This window comes from Microbacterium esteraromaticum, from assembly GCF_900163815.1.
Lineage (GTDB): Bacteria > Actinomycetota > Actinomycetes > Actinomycetales > Microbacteriaceae > Microbacterium > Microbacterium esteraromaticum_B.
Map to the genome: position 1 here is coordinate 44040 of NZ_FUKO01000023.1, position 18870 is coordinate 62909.

At 67.9% G+C, this 18870-nt stretch carries 17 protein-coding genes; 15 read left to right on the forward strand and 2 right to left on the reverse strand.

Annotated features, from left to right (window positions below):
* Nucleotides 1–16: 16 nt before the first annotated feature.
* The 11 genes from hemE to FM104_RS10440 all read left to right on the forward strand — a co-directional run bounded on the left by hemE (nucleotide 17) and on the right by FM104_RS10440 (nucleotide 9365).
* A complete protein-coding gene (gene hemE / locus FM104_RS10390) occupies nucleotides 17–1030 on the forward strand; it encodes a uroporphyrinogen decarboxylase (protein ID WP_087132175.1) in 1014 nt (337 codons plus the stop codon).
* Nucleotides 1031–1071: 41 nt separating this feature from the next.
* Entirely contained in the window at nucleotides 1072–2580 is a 1509-nt protein-coding gene (locus FM104_RS10395; RefSeq protein ID WP_087132176.1) for a protoporphyrinogen/coproporphyrinogen oxidase, read from the forward strand.
* A gap of 149 nt (nucleotides 2581–2729) precedes the next feature.
* Nucleotides 2730–3215 (forward strand): hypothetical protein, encoded by a 486-nt coding sequence (locus FM104_RS10400; RefSeq protein WP_087132177.1) that lies wholly within the window; start codon nucleotides 2730–2732, stop codon nucleotides 3213–3215.
* 1 nt (nucleotide 3216) lies between these two features.
* A complete protein-coding gene (locus FM104_RS10405; RefSeq protein WP_087132178.1) occupies nucleotides 3217–3624 on the forward strand; it encodes a phage holin family protein in 408 nt (135 codons plus the stop codon).
* Nucleotides 3611–3916: a hypothetical protein gene (locus FM104_RS10410; RefSeq protein WP_087132179.1), complete on the forward strand. Its 306-nt coding sequence runs from the start codon at nucleotides 3611–3613 to the stop codon at nucleotides 3914–3916. Before FM104_RS10405 ends, FM104_RS10410 begins: the two co-directional genes overlap by 14 nt.
* Before the next feature lie 80 nt (nucleotides 3917–3996).
* A complete protein-coding gene (gene hemQ, locus FM104_RS10415) occupies nucleotides 3997–4674 on the forward strand; it encodes a hydrogen peroxide-dependent heme synthase (protein ID WP_179206763.1) in 678 nt (225 codons plus the stop codon).
* The gene (gene hemC, locus FM104_RS10420; protein WP_087132181.1) at nucleotides 4671–5663 is read left to right on the forward strand and encodes a hydroxymethylbilane synthase; all 993 of its coding nucleotides are present in this window, start codon (nucleotides 4671–4673) and stop codon (nucleotides 5661–5663) included. Before hemQ ends, hemC begins: the two co-directional genes overlap by 4 nt.
* A gap of 5 nt (nucleotides 5664–5668) precedes the next feature.
* Complete coding sequence (locus FM104_RS10425; protein ID WP_087132276.1) at nucleotides 5669–6466, forward strand: uroporphyrinogen-III synthase; 798 nt, start codon at nucleotides 5669–5671, stop codon at nucleotides 6464–6466.
* Nucleotides 6463–7440, forward strand: coding sequence for a porphobilinogen synthase (gene hemB, locus FM104_RS10430; protein ID WP_087132182.1), 978 nt, complete (start codon nucleotides 6463–6465; stop codon nucleotides 7438–7440). The genes FM104_RS10425 and hemB overlap by 4 nt, the downstream gene beginning before the upstream one ends.
* Before the next feature lie 52 nt (nucleotides 7441–7492).
* On the forward strand, nucleotides 7493–8821 hold the full coding sequence (hemL, locus tag FM104_RS10435) for a glutamate-1-semialdehyde 2,1-aminomutase (RefSeq protein ID WP_087132183.1): 1329 nt from the start codon (nucleotides 7493–7495) through the stop codon (nucleotides 8819–8821).
* Nucleotides 8822–8915: 94 nt separating this feature from the next.
* Nucleotides 8916–9365: a hypothetical protein gene (locus tag FM104_RS10440; RefSeq protein ID WP_087132184.1), complete on the forward strand. Its 450-nt coding sequence runs from the start codon at nucleotides 8916–8918 to the stop codon at nucleotides 9363–9365.
* Nucleotides 9366–9421: 56 nt separating this feature from the next.
* Here FM104_RS10440 and FM104_RS10445 read toward each other — a convergent pair whose 3' ends face one another.
* Nucleotides 9422–11611, reverse strand: a complete 2190-nt coding sequence (locus FM104_RS10445; protein ID WP_087132185.1) for an ATP-binding cassette domain-containing protein — start codon at nucleotides 11609–11611, stop codon at nucleotides 9422–9424.
* Between the two features lie 142 nt (nucleotides 11612–11753).
* On the opposite strand from FM104_RS10445, the gene FM104_RS10450 reads away from it, so the two are divergent.
* Entirely contained in the window at nucleotides 11754–12812 is a 1059-nt protein-coding gene (locus tag FM104_RS10450; protein ID WP_087132277.1) for an enoyl-CoA hydratase/isomerase family protein, read from the forward strand.
* A gap of 9 nt (nucleotides 12813–12821) precedes the next feature.
* On the opposite strand, the gene FM104_RS10455 is transcribed toward FM104_RS10450, so the two are convergent.
* Nucleotides 12822–14021, reverse strand: a complete 1200-nt coding sequence (locus FM104_RS10455; RefSeq protein ID WP_087132186.1) for a glycosyltransferase family 4 protein — start codon at nucleotides 14019–14021, stop codon at nucleotides 12822–12824.
* 204 nt (nucleotides 14022–14225) lie between these two features.
* Here FM104_RS10455 and FM104_RS10460 point away from each other — a divergent pair, with 204 nt between their 5' ends.
* The 3 genes from FM104_RS10460 (at nucleotide 14226) to FM104_RS10470 (ending at nucleotide 18631) form a co-directional block, all read left to right on the forward strand.
* Nucleotides 14226–15953 (forward strand): ABC transporter ATP-binding protein, encoded by a 1728-nt coding sequence (locus FM104_RS10460; protein ID WP_087132187.1) that lies wholly within the window; start codon nucleotides 14226–14228, stop codon nucleotides 15951–15953.
* Nucleotides 15950–18181 (forward strand): ABC transporter ATP-binding protein, encoded by a 2232-nt coding sequence (locus FM104_RS10465; protein ID WP_087132188.1) that lies wholly within the window; start codon nucleotides 15950–15952, stop codon nucleotides 18179–18181. Before FM104_RS10460 ends, FM104_RS10465 begins: the two co-directional genes overlap by 4 nt.
* Before the next feature lie 72 nt (nucleotides 18182–18253).
* Complete coding sequence (locus FM104_RS10470) at nucleotides 18254–18631, forward strand: DNA-processing protein DprA (protein ID WP_256971617.1); 378 nt, start codon at nucleotides 18254–18256, stop codon at nucleotides 18629–18631.
* Nucleotides 18632–18870: the final 239 nt, after the last annotated feature.

An 18870-nucleotide genomic window follows, 5' to 3' on the forward strand; every position in this document is an offset into this window, starting at 1 on the left:
ATGACACGATGTGCACATGAGTGATCTGCTGCGCGCGCTCGCCGGTGAGACCCCCGAGCGCACCCCTGTTTGGTTCATGCGTCAGGCGGGCAGGTCGCTGCCCGAGTATCGCGAGCTGCGTGTCGGCACGCAGATGCTGGATGCCTGCCTCACTCCCGAGCTCGCCTCCGAGATCACCCTGCAACCGGTGCGCCGGCACAAGGTCGACGCGGCAGTGTTCTTCAGCGACATCGTGATTCCGCTGCGCCTCGCCGGGGTCGACGTCGTGATCGAGCCGGGCCGCGGACCGGTGTTCGCAAGCCCGATCCGCACGGCCGACGATGTCGCGCGCATCACGCAGATCGACCCCGCCGACCTCGACGGCACCGCGATCACCGAGGCCGTGCGTCTCACCACAGCTGAGCTCGGCGACACCCCGCTGATCGGCTTCGCCGGAGCACCCTTCACGCTCGCGGCGTACCTGATCGAAGGCGGCCCCTCGAAGGAGCACATGCGCGCCCGCGCCATGATGCACGCCGACCCCGAATCCTGGCATCGCCTTGCTGGGTGGCTGTCACGCATCTCTCGTCGCTTCCTCGAGATCCAGCGCGATGCCGGAGCATCCGTCGTGCAGCTCTTCGACTCCTGGGCGGGTTCGCTGAACCCTGCTGATTACCGCACGCACATCGCCCCGCACTCGCACGCCGCGCTCGAGGGGATCGGGCTGCCCAGCATCCACTTCGGTGTCGGGACGGGGCCGTTCCTCGGTGACATGCGTCTCGACGGTGTTGCGGATGCTGTCGGCGTCGACTGGCGGATGCCGCTCGACGAGGCGATCTCGGTCGTCGGACCGGACACCGCCGTGCAGGGCAACATCGATCCGGCGATGCTGCAGGCGCCGTGGCCGATCCTCGAAGCGCACGTGCGCGATGTGATCGCCCGCGGTCGCGGCGCGAAGGGGCACATCCTCAACCTCGGTCACGGCGTGCCGCCGGACACCGACCCCGATCAGCTCACCCGCATCGTCGAGGTCGCGCACGGCGAGCGCTGATCCCAGCCGACCCCGGAGCCGCGCGATGAAAGAATCGACACATGACCGCAGAGCCATCGGCTGAACTCGCCGCCCGCGCCGCAGAGCAGCACATCGTCGTCATCGGCGGCGGCATCGGCGGCCTGATCGCGGCACGCGAGTGCGCGAAGGTCGGCATGCGCGTGACGCTGATCGAGGCCGAGACGGCCCTGGGCGGCAGCATCCGCTCGGCTGAACTCGACGGGATCATCGTCGACGCGGGCGCCGAGAGCTTCGCCACCCGTGGCGGCCACGTGCGCGCACTGATCGACCAACTCGGTCTCGGCGATCGGGTGGTCGCACCCGAAGGCGGCGGGGCGTGGCTCAGCGGAAATCCGGATGCCCCGGACTCTCCGCTCCCCGTCGGCGGGCTGCTCGGCATCCCCGCGAATCCCTTCCAAGAAGATGTGCGCGCGATCATCGGCTGGCGCGGAGTCTGGCGAGCCTACCTCGATCGGCTGCGCCCGCCGCTCACGATCGGCCACGAGCGCAGCCTCGGCAAGCTCGTGCGCACCCGCATGGGCTCTCGCGTGCACGACAGGCTCGTCGCACCGGTGACAGCCGGCGTCTACTCGGCACTCCCCGGCGACGTCGACACCGACGTCGCCGCCCCCGGGTTGAACGCGGCGCTCACCCGAGTGGGCTCGCTCAGCGGTGCGGTCATGGCGCTGCTCGGTGACCGCGCCGAGAAGACGGGCAAGGCTCCCGGCTCAGCGGTGCTGGGTCTGAATGGCGGCATGGGCCGCCTGGTCGACGCACTGCGCGAAGACCTGCAGAAGTACGGCGTCGAGGTGCGCACAGCGACCCGCGCGACCGCTCTCGTCCGTGCGGGCACGAACTGGATGGTGCAGTGCACGTCGGAAGCGGATGCTGCGGAGCCCGCACTCGAGCCCGAGTCCGAACCCGAACCAGCGGACGAGACCCCGCCCCCGCTGAGTGCCACCGCCGTCATCGTCGCCACGGCCGAGCCCGCCGCGCGGATGCTGCTCGACCCGCACGTCACGGATCTCGGAGATGCGTCGCCCGCGCCCGAGATCGAGATCGTCACCCTGCTGCTGGATGCCCCCGAGCTCGACCCCGCCCCTCGCGGAAGCGGTGTGCTGACGGTGCCGGGCAGCCATATCGCCAAGGCGCTCACCCACTCCACCGCGAAATGGGGGTGGCTGCGAGGTGCAGCTGGCGGCCGACACCTCGTGCGCGTCTCGTTCGGCACTCAGGGTGAGGCAGCCGCCACAGCGACGCTGGACGACGACGCCGCGGCCCAGCTCGGCCTTTCCGAGGCATCCGCTCTGCTCGGCGTCGATCTGCGGCCGCAGCAGCTTGTCGCGGCCCACCGTGCGCGCTTCGTGCAGGCGCAGCCGACATCGCTGATCGGTGCCGCAGAGCGTCGCACGGCGGCCAGGCAGGCGGTGCAGAAGACGCCGGGCCTGGCGGTCGTGGGCGCGTGGGTTTCCGGCACGGGATTGGCCCAGGTGATCCCGGATGCTGCGGCTGAAGCCGACCGGTTGCGCGGCCAACTGCTCTGGGACTGAGCGCTCGCCGCTCCTTACCTCTGATCAGTGGCGCGCACAAGGGTAGATGCCCAATTCGGAATATGCGACTACCCTGAGAAGTCAATCGTGCGGGAGCGGAACAGTTCCGGACCCGGGCGCAGACGCCGCAACAACGTCAGGAGGCTCCCATGAAGGGGAAGATCGGACTCGTCGTCGGACTCGGCGCAGGGTATGTGCTCGGCACGCGTGCAGGACGAGCGCGCTATGAGCAGATCAAAACGCAGTGGTTGAAGGTCTGGCACCTCGATCCCGTCCAGCACCAGGTCGTTCGCGTGCAGGACTTCGCGAAGGCCCAGGCGGCAGCCGTACCAGGCGCGCTCTGGAATGGCGCCGTCAAGGTGGTCAAGGCGGCCGCCAACTCCACTGGCGCACCCGGTGAGCGTCTGGAGACCGCGGTCGACGCGACGAAGGATGCCGCTGGCGATGTCGCCGATGCGGTGAAGGATGCCGCGAAGGACGCCGCAGAGTCGACCGCAGCAACGAACTCGGCCTCGACGGGCTCGTCATCGAACTCCGCGACGACGAAGAAGCCCGCCGCGAAGACGGCCTCTTCGTCGTCGAAGACGGCATCGAAGGCCTCGTCGAAGAGCACGCCGAAGAAGAGCGGTGCCTGAGATGCCCCGCGGATACCGCGATCGCGCCGATGACAGCCTGCTGACGCTGCTGGGCGATCTGCCCGAGCTGGTGCGCAATCTCGTCACGGCCGAGATCAACGCGGCGAAGGCCTGGGTATCGCGCACGGCGAAAGATGCCGGGATCGGCAGCGTCTGGTTCGTCCTCGCGCTGTTCTTCCTGTTCTGGATGATTCCCGCGCTGCTCGCGTTCACCATCATCGGTCTCGCCTCGTGGTGGCCGGCGTGGCTTGCGGCACTGGCGACGGTCGGCATCCTGCTCCTCATCATCGCCATCTTCGCGCTGCTGGGTGTGATGCGATTCCGCAGACTCTCCAAACGCGAGAATCCAGGACAGGCTGTGGCGACCGACGTTCGACTTGTGAAGGAGGCCGGCGATGACCAGCTCTGACCCGCGTTCGAACCAGGAACTCGTGAGCGGCACCGCGCTGCCCCGCACTGCTGTGCCTCCGGGGATCGTCGATCCTGTGGCATCCGCCCGTGCGGAGCTGAAGGCCGCTCTCGCCGCCATCGAGGTGCGCGGCAATTTCCCGCGTCGCATCGAGAAGGCGTCGCAGCGGGGCATCGTGCGTGCGCGCACCTTCGCGCGGCGCAATCCGGTTGCTGCCGCTGGCGCCGTCGCGGGGGTCGCTGCGGCTGTCGGCGGACTCGTCTGGGTCATCGCCCGCGCCGTCGCACGCTGAACAGCGAGTGCTGAACAGCGAACGCACCGCCCGCTGACTCACGGTTCGCCGTCTTCGCACAGAAGAGGCAGACTGGAATCATGTCGGAAGTTTCTGAAGAAAACCCGTCCGGATTCACCCTGTGGGCTGTGTGGCGACGAAACCCCGATTCGCCGGTCGCTGAGGCCGATGCGACGGAGCTCGAGACGATCGCCGGCTACATCGAAGATTCCGGCGTCTCCATCCGCGGCTTCTACGACGTCAGCGGTCTGAAGGCAGACGCCGATCTGATGATCTGGCTGCACGGCCCCACGGCAGAAGAACTGCAGCGCGCGCTGCGCCGCCTGCGCCGCACCGAGATGCTGCGTTCGCTGCTGCCGGTGTGGAACGTCATGGGCGTGCACCGCGACGCGGAGTTCAACCGCGCGCATGTGCCTGGTTTCCTGCGCGGCATCGAGCCGAAGGGCTGGCTGTGCCTGTACCCGTTCGTGCGCACCCCCGAGTGGTATCTCATCGAAGATGCCGACCGACGCCGCATGCTCGCCGACCACGGTCGTCGCGGTGCCGCGTTCAAGGGCGTCACCGCCAACACGGTCGCCGCTTTCGCGCTGGGCGACTACGAGTGGCTGCTGCCGCTCGAGGCCGATGACCCGACCGAGCTCGTCGACCTGATGCGTGACCTGCGCTACACCGAAGCGCGCCGATTCGTGAAGGAAGAGGTTCCGTTCTACACGGGACGACGCCTGCGGTTCGACGAGATTGCCGACGTGCTGCAGTGAGCACGACCGCTCCGATCCGCCTCGGCACGCGTCGCAGCGCTCTCGCCCAGGCGCAGTCCGGCCATGTGGCCGAAGCGCTCTCCGCGATCGCCGGCCGACCGGTCGAGTTGGTTCCGATCGTCTCCGAGGGCGATACCAACCGGGCATCGCTGTCGGAGATCGGTGGCACGGGCATCTTCGCCAACCTGCTCCGGGAGGCGCTCGTCGCAGGGAAGTGCGACATCCTCGTGCACTCGCTGAAGGATCTGCCCACCGCGATGCCGCCCGAACTCGTGATCGCCGCCACACCCGCCCGCGTCGATGCGCGTGATGTCGTCATCACGCGTGACGGCACCCCACTGCACGAATTGCGCACCGGCAGCGCGATCGGCACCGGGGCGCCGCGCCGCATCGCGCAGGTGCGTCGCCGTGCACCGCACGCCAAGGTCGTCGATATCCGCGGCAACGTCGACTCGCGTCTGGCGCGCGTCGAATCCGGAGATCTGGATGCTGTGATCCTCGCCGCTGCCGGGCTGTCGCGCCTCGGCTCCGAATCGACATTGCACCGTGAGGAGCTCGGGCTCGCCGAGTGGCCCACAGCCCCCGGACAGGGTGCACTCGCCGTCGAGACCACGGTGGACGCCCCTGCCGAACTGCTCGCAGCGCTCGCCGAACTCGAAGACGAAGACACCCGATTGGCCATCACCGTCGAGCGTGCGATCCTCGCCGGACTCGACGTCGGATGCCAGGCGCCGATGGCTGCGCACGCGGTCGTCAGCGGCGACAGCGTCCGCGTCCGCGCCGTCGTATACGAGCCCAACGGAGAGGGCCGAATCGGCCTCGACGTCACGGAGTCCCTGAACCGGGGGTATATTCGACGGAACGGCAGCGGCAACGAAGCGAATGCTGCCGATGGTGCAGACCCGATGCGCACGGCCCGTGACATCGGCGACTCTGCAGCCCATCGGCTGCTCGAACAGGGAGCGGCCGACTTCCTCCCGCGAGAGTGATCCTGATGACTGCTACCGAATCGAAAACGGAACGGCCGCTGGACGGCTGGCGAGTTCTTGTGCCCCGTGGCGGCCCCTGGGGCGACGGCGTCGCCGCCAGTCTGCGCGCGCAGGGCGCTGTGCCCGTCGTCGCACCGCTGATCAACTTCGCGCCGACGACAGACCAAGAGACGCTGGATGCTGCGCTGGATCGCCTGCAGTCCGGTCACTACGACTGGCTCACCGTCACCAGCGCCACGACGGTCGATGTGCTCTTCGCGCACCGCGTCGAGGTGCCGCGCAAGACGAAGATCGCCGCAGTGGGCGAGACCACGGCGGCGGCCCTGCAGGCTGTCGGCTACGAGGTCGCGCTCGTGCCCGAACTCGATAATTCGGCGGCGGGTATGGCCGAGCAGATGATCGCGCTTGAGCCCGATGCCCGGCGGGTGCTGTCGCTGCGCAGCGAGATCGCCAAGCCGGTGCTCTCGGTGATGCTCACTGAGGCCGGGCACGATGTGGACAGCGTCATCGCGTACCGCACCGTCGGTGTTCCGGTCACCGAGCGCATTCGCCGCGACGTCGAGAACGGCCGCATCAACGCGATCCTGATCACGAGCGGTTCGGTGGCCAGCCAGGTGCGCGAACAGTTCCCGGAGATCCCCGACACAACCCTGTTGGCAGCGATCGGGCCGCGTACCGCGAAGGATGCGCGCAAGGCGGGCCTTCCGATCGCCGCTATCGCAAACAAGCAGACCGTCGATGCACTGATCGACACCGTCTCGCACTTCACGCTGCCGCACGCCGCCGACGAGTTCGCTCCGTGAATCGCTTTCCCCAGACGCGCCTTCGGCGGTTGCGTCAGTCGGCGCCGCTGCGGGAACTCGCTCGCGAGACCTCGCTCGAAGCCCGGCATCTCGTGCTGCCGATGTTCGTCCGCGAGGGACTCGCCGAACCCGCGGCGATCGGCTCGCTGCCCGGGGTCGTGCAGCACTCGCTCGATTCGCTGAAGCGCGCGGCAGCGGATGCTGCTGAAGCTGGCGTCGGTGGAGTGATGCTCTTCGGGGTGCCGTCGGCGCGCGACGCGATCGGCTCCGGGGCAGATGATCCCGATGGCATCCTCAATGTCGCAACGAGGGCCGTCGCAGCCGAGGTCGGCGACGCGCTGGTCGTGCAGACCGATCTGTGTCTGGACGAATTCACCGACCATGGCCACTGCGGCGTGCTTTCGGCATCCGGAGCAGTCGACAACGATGCCACCCTCGAGCGCTACTGCTCGATGGCGCTCGCGCAGGCGCGCGCCGGCTCGCAGGTGCTGGGGCTCAGCGGCATGATGGACGGCCAGGTGGCGGCGGCGCGAGAGACGCTGGATGCCGAGGGCTTCCAGGACACACTGCTGCTGGCCTACTCGGCGAAGTACGCCAGTGCGTTCTACGGCCCATTTCGCGAGGCCGTCGATTCGCAACTGCAGGGCGATCGTCGCGCCTATCAGATGGATCCGGGCAACCGGCGCGAAGGCGTGCGCGAAGCGCTCCTCGATCAAGACGAGGGCGCCGACATCGTCATGGTGAAGCCGGCGATGGCGTTCCTCGATGTGCTGCGCGAGGTGCGCAACGCGGTCGACCTGCCGGTCTGGGCGTACCAGGTGTCGGGTGAATACGCGATGATCGAGGCCGCGGCGGCCAACGGCTGGATCGATCGCCGTGTGTCGGTGCTCGAGTCGCTGCTGTCGATTCGTCGCGCCGGCGCCGACGTCGTGCTCAGCTACTGGGCTGTCGAGGCCGCCCGCTGGCTCCGCTGACCCACCCGCTTCTCGCTCCCTGCTCATAGGTCGTTCACGTACTTTTGAACGCATGACTGACCGCAACGTTGCCCTGTTCGACTCCGCGCGTGCGGTGATCCCCGGGGGAGTGAACTCGCCGGTGCGCGCCTACGGTTCGGTGGGCGGAACACCGCGCTTCCTGGCATCCGCTTCCGGCGCGCGGGTGACTGACGCCGCCGGCCGCGAGTACATCGACCTGGTCGCGTCGTGGGGGCCGGCACTGCTCGGGCACACGCACCCCGAGGTCGTGCAGGCTGTGCAGGATGCTGCGACGCGCGGACTCTCGTTCGGAGCGCCGACCGAGGGCGAAGTCGAGCTCGCCCAGATGATCGCCGAGCGGGTGCGTCATGGCGAAGCCCGCCCGGTCGAACGCGTGCGCCTGGTCTCCACCGGCACCGAGGCGACGATGACCGCGATCCGGCTCGCTCGCGGCGCCACGGGCCGTGATCTGCTCGTCAAGTTCGCCGGTCACTACCACGGGCACTCCGACGGGCTGCTGGCCGCGGCAGGCTCGGGTGTTGCGACGCTCGCGCTGCCCGGTTCGGCCGGCGTGCCTGCTCCGATCGCCGCTCAGACGCTCGTGATCGACTACAACGACCCGGACGCTCTCGCGGCGGTCTTCGCCGAGCACGGTGATCGCATCGCGGCGGTCATTGTCGAGGCGGCATCCGCGAACATGGGCGTCGTGCCGCCGCTGCCCGGCTTCAACAGGCTCATCGCCGAGACCGCGCACGCGCATGGCGCGCTGATGATCCTCGACGAGGTGCTGACGGGGTTCCGCGTGCATGCTGCCGGGTTCTGGGGCCTGCAGCAGGAGGCAGGCGAGCAGTACCTGCCCGACATCATCACTTTCGGCAAGGTCATCGGCGGCGGCATGCCGCTGGCAGCCCTCGGCGGTCGCGCCGAGATCATGGACCAGCTCGCCCCGCTCGGCCCGGTCTATCAAGCGGGCACGCTGTCGGGAAACCCGCTGTCGGTCGCCGCGGGCATCGCGACGCTGCGGCTCGCGACGCCTGAGGTCTACGCGCGGGTGGATGCTGCCGCCGACCGCCTGGCGGATGCGCTGGATGCTGCCCTGACCGACGCCGGCGTCGTGCACGCCGTGCCCAGAGCGGGCAGCCTGTTCGGCGTCGTCTTCGCACCTGAGACCCCGCGCGACTATGCGGCCGCTCAGGCGCAGGAATCGCTCCGCTACGCGCCGTTCTTCCACGCCATGCGCGAGCAGGGGATCGCGCTGCCCCCGAGTGTGTTCGAGGCCTGGTTCCTCACCGCAGCGCATGGCGATGAAGAGCTTTCCGCGATCGAGGCGGCGCTTCCGCTGGCCGCTGCTGCGGCAGCATCCGCATCCGTCACGGCATGACTCCGCGGTGTTGTGGAGGCTGAACAGAAGGATCGTTGTGGTCCTGTGAGCAAGTCGCAGGCATCTTGCAGGGGTGCGCTGGCAGACTAGGTGCATGGTGACGCTCCTGCTGGATCAGACGCAGCTCGAGATCGTGCTGTCGCCGATCGAGCGGGCGTCGACGTTCCATCGCAGGAACCTTCGCATCGTGCGCAAGCACATCACGAAGGTGCAGCTCACCGACGATGCCTGGACATGGCTGCGCGGTGTTCCGGGGCCGGGCACGTACATTCCCGGCGTTCTCGCCGCAGGTACGTGGAAGGGTGCTGGCACCACCGATTTCGTGCTGATCCGCCGACGGCGGCCGAGCGTGGTCATCGACCTCGACGGCGACGAGCAGTATCAGCGGCTGATTCTCACCACGCGGCACGGTCTCTCGCTCACGCAGGCACTGCGACTGGAGGTCTCGGACCGGCCGGCCGATGTCGTCGACATCGCGTCGACCGCACCTATCCCCGTGCAGAAGCCCCGTTCCCGCCCGGTTATTCGCCCGCGCCCCGCCTGACGCCCCGCCAGTAACCCCGTTCGGGGTTGTCCGGACGGTTCGGAGCGATCGGCGGGTCAGCCCTGGTGATTGTCGTCGTGCTCGGTGTTCTCGTGTTCGGTGTTCTCGCTCGCCTCAGCAGTGTCGCTCGCCTCAGCCGTGTCGTCGTGACCAGCGGCGTCGGCGGGCTCAGCGTTTTCGTCGTCCTCCGTGGCGTCACCGGCGGCTGCGGCGTCGTCACCCCGGCGAATGTCGCCGCGGAGCGCGCTCGAAGAGAGCGTGCCATACGGGTAGTCCGGAGCGGGCCCGTCGAAGAACCGGCTCGCCGCGCTGGAAAGCGACGTGCGCATCGCCGCCAGGCGCGGGTCCTCGTCGTCGTCGACAGCAGAATCGTCATCGTCGTCGTGTGCGAACTTCGGCGAGAAGACCGGGATCGCCTCGGTCGCCGGAGAGGAATCATCGGTGGGATCGATCGGGTTCACTGCCGGGATGCCGGTGATCAGCGCGGTGAAGCTCGTGTGATCGATCGTTGTCGGGAGTGACACGGCCTCGGTCGCCAGCGGCAGGATGCGGGCTTCGACTTCAGCCTCATCGCTGCCACCCGGCTGTTCGGAGTCGGAGTCGGATTCCTCAGAGTCGGAATCCTCCGAGTCGGACTGCTCGTAAGAGTCTGATTGTTCGTCACCGTCGGGAGCCAGGGACTCAGCGCGACGTGGCGCCCACAGGCCAGCGGCGGAAATTTCGTCGGATTCAGAGCCCAGATCCGAATCAGCCGCGTCCGCGACGGGCTCGGCCGGCTCCGTCTGCGGAATCTCTGCGGCCTCGACCTCTCCGGCGTCGTCAGTGATATCAGCGTCGTCAGCGTTCAGAGGTTCGGCGTTCGCCTCTTCGGTTTCTGCGTGCGCCGCATCCGGGTCTCCTGCCGTGGCGACCGTGTCATCGGCAGCTGTCGCGCCAGCATCTGTCTCGTCAGCATCCGCACCGTCGACATCTGCCTGCGGGGCGTCAGGCTCCGCGGGGGCAGCCTCGGTGTCAGCACTGTCGGTATCAGCACTGTCGGTATCTGCCTGTGCGGCATTCGAGTCCTCCGGTGCAGCGTCGGCGTCAGCATCGTTCGCGCTCGCACCGACATCCGTGCCCTCAGCGTCCGTGCCGACCGCATCCGCAGTATCCACGTCCACCGCGGCGGCACCAGCGGCAGCAGCACCGGTGGCGGCTGCGACCGGACCGCCGTCGCTGATGACGGCTATCGCGCCGGTCAGCGCGACGGTGCCGGCAACGAGCTCGGCATCTTCGGCGGTTCCATCCGTCGCCTGACTCAGCGGCGCGTGCGCCACCGGGTTCGCGACCTGGTCGAGCCGAGGGCTGTCCGAACGACGACCGTAGACGAGATCGAGGAAGACCTCTTCGAGGCTGGGGCTGCGCTGCTGCAGCATGGTCAGCGCGATACCGGCCGCGGCGGCGATCGCACCGACAGAGGCAGCATCCGAACCCCGTACCGTCACGCCGGAGCGCAGCAGATCGAACGAGAGTCCCGCCGCGGTCAGCGCGTTTGCGAGGGCGTCGCGATCGTCGGCATCCACCACCACCGCGCCGCCCGTCGGGTCGGCGAGGTCATCGATGCTCCCGGAATATACCGCGCGGCCCTTCGAGAGCACCACGACGTTGTCGGCGACCTGCTCGATCTCGCTGAGCACGTGCGACGAGACGAGAACAGTGCGGCCTTCATCGGCGAGGCGCCGCATGAGCATGCGCATCCAGCGGATGCCCTCGGGATCGAGACCATTGGCGGGCTCATCGAGAACGACCGCACCCGGGTCTCCGAGAAGCGCTGTGGCGACGCTGAGCCGCTGCCGCATGCCGAGCGAGTAGCCGCCGATACGCGTGTCGGCGTCGCCGTGCAGGCCCACCAGGCGCAGCACCTCATCGACGCGCTCAGTGGGGATGCCGTTCGCCTTCGCCGCGATCAGCAGCTGGCGGGCAGCGGATCGGCGGGGGCGGTACGAGACCTCTTCGAGCACGGCGCCGATGGTGCGCAGCGGGTTGCGCAGTTCGGCGTAGCTGACGCCGCCGATCGTGGCGGTTCCCGATGAGGGGCGGATCTGGCCGAGCAGCATCCGCAGAGTTGTGGTCTTGCCGGCGCCGTTCGGGCCGAGAAAGCCGGTGACGACTCCTGGCTCGACGCGCACGGAGAGATCAGAGACCGCGGTCACGGCGCCGAAGCGCTTCGTGACCCGGCTGAACTCGAGCACCTGTCCTTTAGGCATGGCGACCTCTCCTGTTCGGGGCAGTTCCTACCATCTTCCCGGAAATCCGCCGGAATCCTGGCTTCACCTGCCGAAAAACGGGATCCTCGTGCGGAAATCGGGTGTGACATGCCCGGTCGCGAAGCAGAGTAGCCTGGCCAGCGTGACCGATGTCGAAGCTGCCACCGTCCTTGTCCGTACCGAGAACTCGCTCGGACGCATCACGTTGAACCGCCCGCGGGCGATCAATGCACTCGATCTCAGCATGATCGAGCAGGTCATCGCCGCGCTCACCGCCTGGGTCGACGACAGCGATATTCAGACCGTGCTCATCGACGGCGAGGGCGATCGCGGCCTGTGCGCGGGCGGTGATGTGCGCGCGTTGTACGACGAGATCACCGCGGGGCGGCCGGAGCAGATCAGCGACTTCTTCCGCGCTGAGTACGCGATGAACGCCCTCATCGCCGAGTACCCGAAGCCGATCGTCGTCTTCGCGGACGGCATCACGATGGGCGGCGGCATCGGCCTCGCCGGCCACGCCGCGGTGCGCATCGTCACTGAGCGCTCGCGGCTCGCGATGCCCGAGACGCGCATCGGCTTCACCCCCGATGTCGGCGGCACCTGGCTGCTCGGGCGCGCACCTGGTCGGCTGGGCGAGTACTTCGGGCTCACCGGTCAGAGCATGAACGGAGCGGATGCCATCTACCTCGGCTTCGCCGACCACTTCGTGCCGTCGGAGAACCTCGACGCACTGCGCGAGGCGCTCGCGTACCGGGCGGATCCGGCGACCCCGAACGAGATGACGCTGCTGTTCGATGAGACACCCGACCCATCGACTCTGCCCGAAGCGCGCGCATGGATCGATGACGTGTTCTCAGCGGCATCCCTCGGCGAGATCGTGCAGCGATTGGAGGAATCGGATGCTCCGGATGCGGCAGCCACCCTCGCCACCCTGCGGGAACTGGCACCCACGGGACTGGCCGTCACCCTCGACGCCGTGCGTGAAGCACGCGAGATGACCGGTATCCGCCCCGCACTCGAGGGCGAGTACCGCCGCGTCATGTGGTTCGGGAACCACCACCCCGACCTGGTCGAGGGCATTCGCGCGCAACTGGTCGACAAGGATCGGCAGCCGAAGTGGCAGCCCGCGACGATCGCCGAGCTGTCGGCCGACCCGGGTGCCGATGCGAGGGCGTACGTGCCCGAGGTACCGCTGTTCTGAGCCCGCCGCTCAGCGCTGCACCGACGCGATGAGCTCCTGCAGCCGGGCGACGTGTGCGGCAGGCTGTCGCTCGCGCGCGTAGGCCACCGCGCCGTCGCGGGGCCCCGCCAGCAGTGCGCGATCGGCTTCCAGCTGAATGACCAGTTCGGCGAGCCCCTCGGCATCCGGAGTCGGCGAGCCGATCGCAGCATCCGCGAATTCCGTCGCCAGCACCGGGTCGCTGACGATCACCGGGCGGCCGTGAGCGAACGCCTCCAGGGCCACCATCGGCTGATTGTCGAAGCCGAGAGACGTGATGAGCGCCGCGTCTGCGGCATCCATCAACTCGCCGACCCGCTCGCCCGAAACCGGGCCGTGGAACGTCACGCCCGGAACCGGTCGGTGGGTGCCGCCTGCGACATCGAGGTGCACGCGGTCCGGTCCGATCCGTTCGGCGACGAGGCGCATCGCGTCGAGCGCGACAGCGAGCCTCTTCTCGGGCGCGAAGCGCGCCACCCAGAGCAGGTGCAGCCGGCCACCCCCGTCACGCGGGGCGGACAGCTGCAGCGGCTGCGCGACATTCGAGAAGGCTTCGACCCGGCCGGCGCCCGCACGGCGCAGTGCTTCGGCCTGGTGCTGCGACGGAGACAGCACGATGTCAGCCCGCTGTGCAATGCGCAGGGTCATCGTGCGCAGCGCGTTGTTCATCGGGTGGCTGTCGGTGCTCCGGTTGCCGCCGCGGATGCCGGTCAGCGTGCTGTGCACCCGCGAGACCAGCGGTGCGAAGGGGGCAAGCGCCGCCGGCGCACGCCAGAAGAAGGTGTGCACGGTGTGCAGCGAGGGGATCCCGAGCCGCTTCGCGACGGCGATCGCGGCGGATGCCAAGGCGAATTCGGAATGCACGACGACGGCGCCGACGTCGTGCCGACGGATCGTCGCCGCGACGAGGGGCTCGAGGTCGCGGGCGCGGCCGAGCAGCGGCAGGTCGAGCACGGGGATCGTGCCGCGACGAGGCGGTGCGATCGTGACGAGCGGATGCTGCCCGGCATCCGCTCCGGCAACCGGATGCTGCAGCGCGTCGGCATCGGGTGCGAGGACGACGACGGGAATGCCCTGACTCGCGAGCGCCTCGACCTGGCGCCGGAACGCGGTCTGCGCACCGCCGAGATACTTCAGCGAATAGTCGCACACCATAAGCACGGCCGATGCGGTCGTCTTGTTCTCGCCCATGTGTTCCCTTCGCCTCGCTTCAGCGAGTCTATGCGCGGGCGCCGACACGCTGTCCGCAGTGGAGGGCGAACTCCCTACTGACCCGGGGGTTGTTCTGCTGTCAGCGAAGGATTGCGATGCGCTATTACCAATGTCGGCCGTTCGTGGCAATCTTTCTTGTGGCCGATTCTCGGCCCGCTTCGCCTCATTCAAGGAAGTCGACCCGTGCTGGGAAAAATCCTCGTCCGCTATCTCTCCAAGTACCGATGGCTGCTGCTGGCGGTTCTGGTGTTCCAGTTCGCCAGCGCCATGGCCTCGCTGTACCTGCCGCGTCTGAACGCCGACATCATCGATCAGGGCGTCGCCAAGGCCGATATCGGCTACATCTGGTCGCACGGCGCCTTCATGCTGATCGTCTCGCTGGGCCAGATCGTCGCCTCGATCATCGCCACCTACTTCGCGGCGCGCGCCGCCATGTCGGTCGGCCGCGACATCCGCGCCGACGTCTTCTCGCGAGTGAGCGGCTTCTCGGAGCGAGAGGTGTCGCAGTTCGGCGCCGGCTCGCTGATCACCCGCAACACCAACGACGTGCAGCAGGTGCAGATGCTGGCGATGATGGGCGCGACGATGTTCGTCACCGCGCCGCTGCTCGCCATCGGCGGCATCATCATGGCCGTGCAGACGAACGTCGGCCTGAGCTGGCTGATCGCCGTCTCGGTGCCCGCGCTGCTCATCGTCGCTGTGCTCATCATCGGCCGCATGGTGCCGCTGTTCCGCAGCAACCAGAAGAAGCTCGACGCAGTGAACCGCATCATGCGCGAGCAGCTCACCGGCGTGCGCGTCGTGCGAGCTTTCGTGCGCGAGCGCATCGAAGAGGGGCGCTTCCGCGAGGCGAACACCGAGTTGATGATCCTCGGCCGCAAGATCGGCTCGCTGTTCGTGCTGCTGTTTCCGCTGTTCATGCTGATCCTCAACGTGACTGTCGTCGCGGTCATCTGGTTCGGCGGCATCGAGATCAACAGCGGCGGCGTCGAGGTGGGCACCCTGTTCGCCTTCATGCAGTACATCGGCCAGATCATGATGGGCGTCATCATGTCGAGCTTCATGGCCATGATGATTCCCCGCGCCGCCGTCTCGGCTGAGCGTGTGAGCGAGGTGCTCGACGCGGAGTCGTCCATGACCCGGCCTGAGGCGGGCGTCACCGAGTTCCCGAACCCCGGCGCGGTCGACTTCGACGATGTCGAGTTCACCTACCCGGGCGCCGAGTCTCCGGTGCTCTCCGGCATCGCCTTCACTGCGGCACCGGGCGAGACCGTCGCCATCGTCGGATCCACGGGGTCCGGCAAGACCACGCTCGTCTCGCTCATCCCTCGGCTGTTCGATGCGACCGGCGGCAGCGTGCGCGTGGGCGGCATCGACGTTCGCGAGGCGGACGTCGACGCGCTGTGGAAGAGCATCGGGCTCGTCCCGCAGCGTCCGTTCCTGTTCACCGGCACGGTGGCGTCCAACCTCCGGTTCGGCCGCGAGGAGGCTACCGATGAAGAGCTCTGGCACGCGCTCGAGATCGCGCAGGGGCGGGACTTCGTAGAAGAGATGCCCGAGGGGCTGAACTCACGCATCTCGCAGGGCGGCACCAACGTCTCGGGCGGTCAGCGCCAGCGGCTCGCGATCGCACGCGCGATCGTGCATCGACCGCAGATCCTCGTTTTCGACGACTCGTTCTCGGCGCTCGACCTCACCACCGATGCGCGGCTTCGACAGGCGCTCTGGCGTGAGTTGCCGAGCGTTACGAAGATCGTCGTCGCGCAGCGCGTCTCGACCATCACCGATGCCGATCGCATCATCGTGATCGAAGACGGCCGGATGAGCGGCATCGGCACGCACGACGAACTGCTCGCATCGAGTGAGACGTATCGCGAGATCGTCGAATCGCAGCTGGGGGTGGACGCATGAGCGATGGCACCCCCATGACGGCGGCCGAGCAGGAAGAAGCCGAGCTCGCTGAGAAGGCGCGACTCGACGGCGGCGGCATGTTCGATGGCCCTGCCCCCGGCAAGGCCGACAACTTCGGCAAGAGCTTCGCGCGGATGATCGGTCTGCTCAAGCCTTCTGCCGTCTGGTTCGTGTTCGTCTCCATCCTCGGGGCCATCGGCGTCGTGCTGGCCGTGGCCGCGCCCAAGGTGCTCGGCGAGGCGACGAACATCGTCTACGAGGGATTCATCTCGCACGTGCTCGGCACGGGCGTCGGTGGAGCGCCGGGGTTCCCCGCGGGTACGAGCAAGGACCAGGTCGTCGAAGCGCTGCGCGCTTCGGGCCAAGACGATTTCGCCAACATGGTCGGCGCTATGCAGAATTTCTCTGTCGGCGATGGCGTCGACTTCGAGCGGCTGCGCTGGATCATCGTCGCGGTGCTGGCGATCTACATCGTCTCGGCGCTGCTGAGCTGGATTCAGGGCTACGTCATCAACGTGATCATGGTGCGCGCCATGTGGCGCCTGCGTGAGAGCGTCGAGGCGAAGATCAACCGGCTGCCGCTGTCGTACTTCGACAAGGTTCAGCGCGGTGAGCTCATCTCGCGCGTCACCAACGACATCGACAACATCACGCAGACCATGCAGCAATCGCTGTCGGGTGCACTCACCTCGGTGCTCACCGTGGTCGGCGTGCTGATCATGATGTTCTCGATCTCGTGGCAGCTGGCTCTCGTGGCTCTGGTCGCACTGCCGTTGATGGCCGTCATCTTCGGCGTCATCGGACCGCGCTCGCAGAAGGCCTTCGGCACGCAGTGGCGCAAGGTCGGGCGCCTGAACGCCCGTGTCGAAGAGGCGTTCTCCGGCCACGCGCTGGTCAAGGTGTTCGGCCGCGAGCAGGATGCGCTCGACCGATTCCAGGTCGAGAACGAAGAGCTGTTCGAGGCGAGCTTCAAGGCGCAGTTCCTATCGGGCATCATCATGCCCGCGATGACTTTCGTCGGAAACCTCACCTACGTCGGCATCGCCGTCCTCGGCGGCCTGATGGTCGCCAGCGGCAACCTGCGCCTGGGCGACGTGCAGGCCTTCATCCAGTACTCGCAGCAGTTCAGCCAGCCGCTGAGCGAACTGGGCGGCATGGCTGCGGTCGTGCAGTCCGGCACCGCGTCGGCGGAGCGCGTCTTCGATTTCCTGGATGCCGAAGAGCAGGATCCGGATGCTGAGCAGCCGGCCGTGGGACAGGCTCAGGGGTCGAGCGCACAAGGTGGTGTCATCGAGTTCGAACACGTGGCTTTCTCGTACACCGATGACCGTCCCGTCATCCGCGATCTGTCATTCCAGGTCGAGCCCGGGCAGACAGTTGCCATCGTCGGACCGACCGGTGCGGGCAAAACCACGATGGTGAACCTGATCATGCGGTTCTACGAGCTCGATTCCGGACGAATCCTGCTCGACGGGCAGGACATCTCCGAGATGACCCGCGACGACCTGCGCTCGCGCACCGGCATGGTGCTGCAGGACCCGTGGCTGTTCGCCGGCTCCATCCGCGACAACATTCGCTATGGCAACGAGTCGGCTTCCGACGACGAGATCATGGCCGCGGCATCCGCGACCTACGTCGACCGCTTCGTGCACTCGCTGCCCGACGGCTACGACACCGTGCTCGACGAAGACGCCTCGAACGTGTCGGCCGGCGAGCGCCAGCTGATCACGATCGCCCGGGCGTTCGTCGCCCGGCCCTCGATCCTCATCCTCGATGAGGCCACGAGTGCGGTCGACACCCGCACCGAGCTGCTGCTGCAGCAGGCGATGGCGGCGCTTCGACAGGGACGCACGTCGTTCGTGATCGCGCACCGCCTGTCGACGATCCGCGACGCCGACCTCATCCTGGTGATGGAGCACGGCGACATCGTCGAACAGGGCGACCACGAGACGCTGATCGCGCGCCGCGGTGCATATTGGCGGCTGTACCAGTCGCAGTTCGAACAGGCCGTGACCGACATCGACGCCGAGGAAGCCCTCACCGGATCGATCCCGACGATCGTCACCGGCGAGGCGGAGGACGAGCTGGTGCCGGTCCCGGTTCCCGGATACAGCGCGGCGCCGGTGCTGCCGGTCACGGAGCTCCTCGCGGAGTCCACTGCGGAGTCGCATCCGGGTGAGCCGCACCCGGGTGAGCCGCACCTGGGTGAACCGCCCAGCCGCGACTGATCGCACGAGCGCTCGCTCCCTCCGGGGGCGGGCGCTCTCGCGTCAGCCCTGGAGACCGAAGAGCTCGAGCGGGTGCGTGAGCCGCCACCAGGCGCTCGGGGCAGGGATCTCGTCAGCGAGCGAAACCGATGTCTGGGCCTCGTTGATCGGCCCCTGAGCGCTGAGCGTGCCGACCTTCGCGCCGGCGGCGGTCTCTCCTCCGAGGTCGCACCCGACGCGACCCCGACCAAGTGGCGCTTCCTTTCTCGGAACCGGGTCATCGCGGCCACCGCCGCCGCGACCATCGTGATCGAGAGCGGATGGCGCTCGGGCACGCACAACATCGCAGACCACGCCGCATCTCTCGGACGCGGCCTCGGCACAGATCACCAGCGCTGCCTCAACCGGATGCCACCGCCTGCTCCGCAAGACGACGCACAGGCCCGTCACCACCGCCAACGAAGCCCATGAACTCCGCGGCCCGCTGACACAAGCGCCAGCGCACCGCCCGCACCGGCGGGGCACTCGCCGGTGTCCACCCACCTGCAAAAAGGATGCATTCTCGCTCGACAAGGCAGATTCCTATACCGTGGCAGGTCACATATAAACCGTCCAAAGTCCCGTAGTGGCTGGTCGGGGTCGGGTCGACCCGACATCGGACCAGCCGGGCAGATCCCACGAAAGGTACTCTGCTCACTTACCAGAGCATC

Excerpts from the sequence above, each read along its gene's own strand:
- hemE (WP_087132175.1), top strand. The coding sequence starts at position 17 with ATGAGTGATCTGCTGCGCGCGCTCGCCGGTGAGACCCCCGAGCGCACC.
- FM104_RS10395 (WP_087132176.1), top strand. The coding sequence starts at position 1,072 with ATGACCGCAGAGCCATCGGCTGAACTCGCCGCCCGCGCCGCAGAGCAG.
- FM104_RS10400 (WP_087132177.1), top strand. The coding sequence starts at position 2,730 with ATGAAGGGGAAGATCGGACTCGTCGTCGGACTCGGCGCAGGGTATGTG.
- FM104_RS10405 (WP_087132178.1), top strand. The coding sequence starts at position 3,217 with ATGCCCCGCGGATACCGCGATCGCGCCGATGACAGCCTGCTGACGCTG.
- FM104_RS10410 (WP_087132179.1), top strand. The coding sequence starts at position 3,611 with ATGACCAGCTCTGACCCGCGTTCGAACCAGGAACTCGTGAGCGGCACC.
- hemQ (WP_179206763.1), top strand. The coding sequence starts at position 3,997 with ATGTCGGAAGTTTCTGAAGAAAACCCGTCCGGATTCACCCTGTGGGCT.
- FM104_RS10425 (WP_087132276.1), top strand. The coding sequence starts at position 5,669 with ATGACTGCTACCGAATCGAAAACGGAACGGCCGCTGGACGGCTGGCGA.
- hemL (WP_087132183.1), top strand. The coding sequence starts at position 7,493 with ATGACTGACCGCAACGTTGCCCTGTTCGACTCCGCGCGTGCGGTGATC.
- FM104_RS10440 (WP_087132184.1), top strand. The coding sequence starts at position 8,916 with ATGGTGACGCTCCTGCTGGATCAGACGCAGCTCGAGATCGTGCTGTCG.
- FM104_RS10445 (WP_087132185.1), bottom strand. The coding sequence starts at position 11,611 with ATGCCTAAAGGACAGGTGCTCGAGTTCAGCCGGGTCACGAAGCGCTTC.
- FM104_RS10455 (WP_087132186.1), bottom strand. The coding sequence starts at position 14,021 with ATGGGCGAGAACAAGACGACCGCATCGGCCGTGCTTATGGTGTGCGAC.
- FM104_RS10465 (WP_087132188.1), top strand. The coding sequence starts at position 15,950 with ATGAGCGATGGCACCCCCATGACGGCGGCCGAGCAGGAAGAAGCCGAG.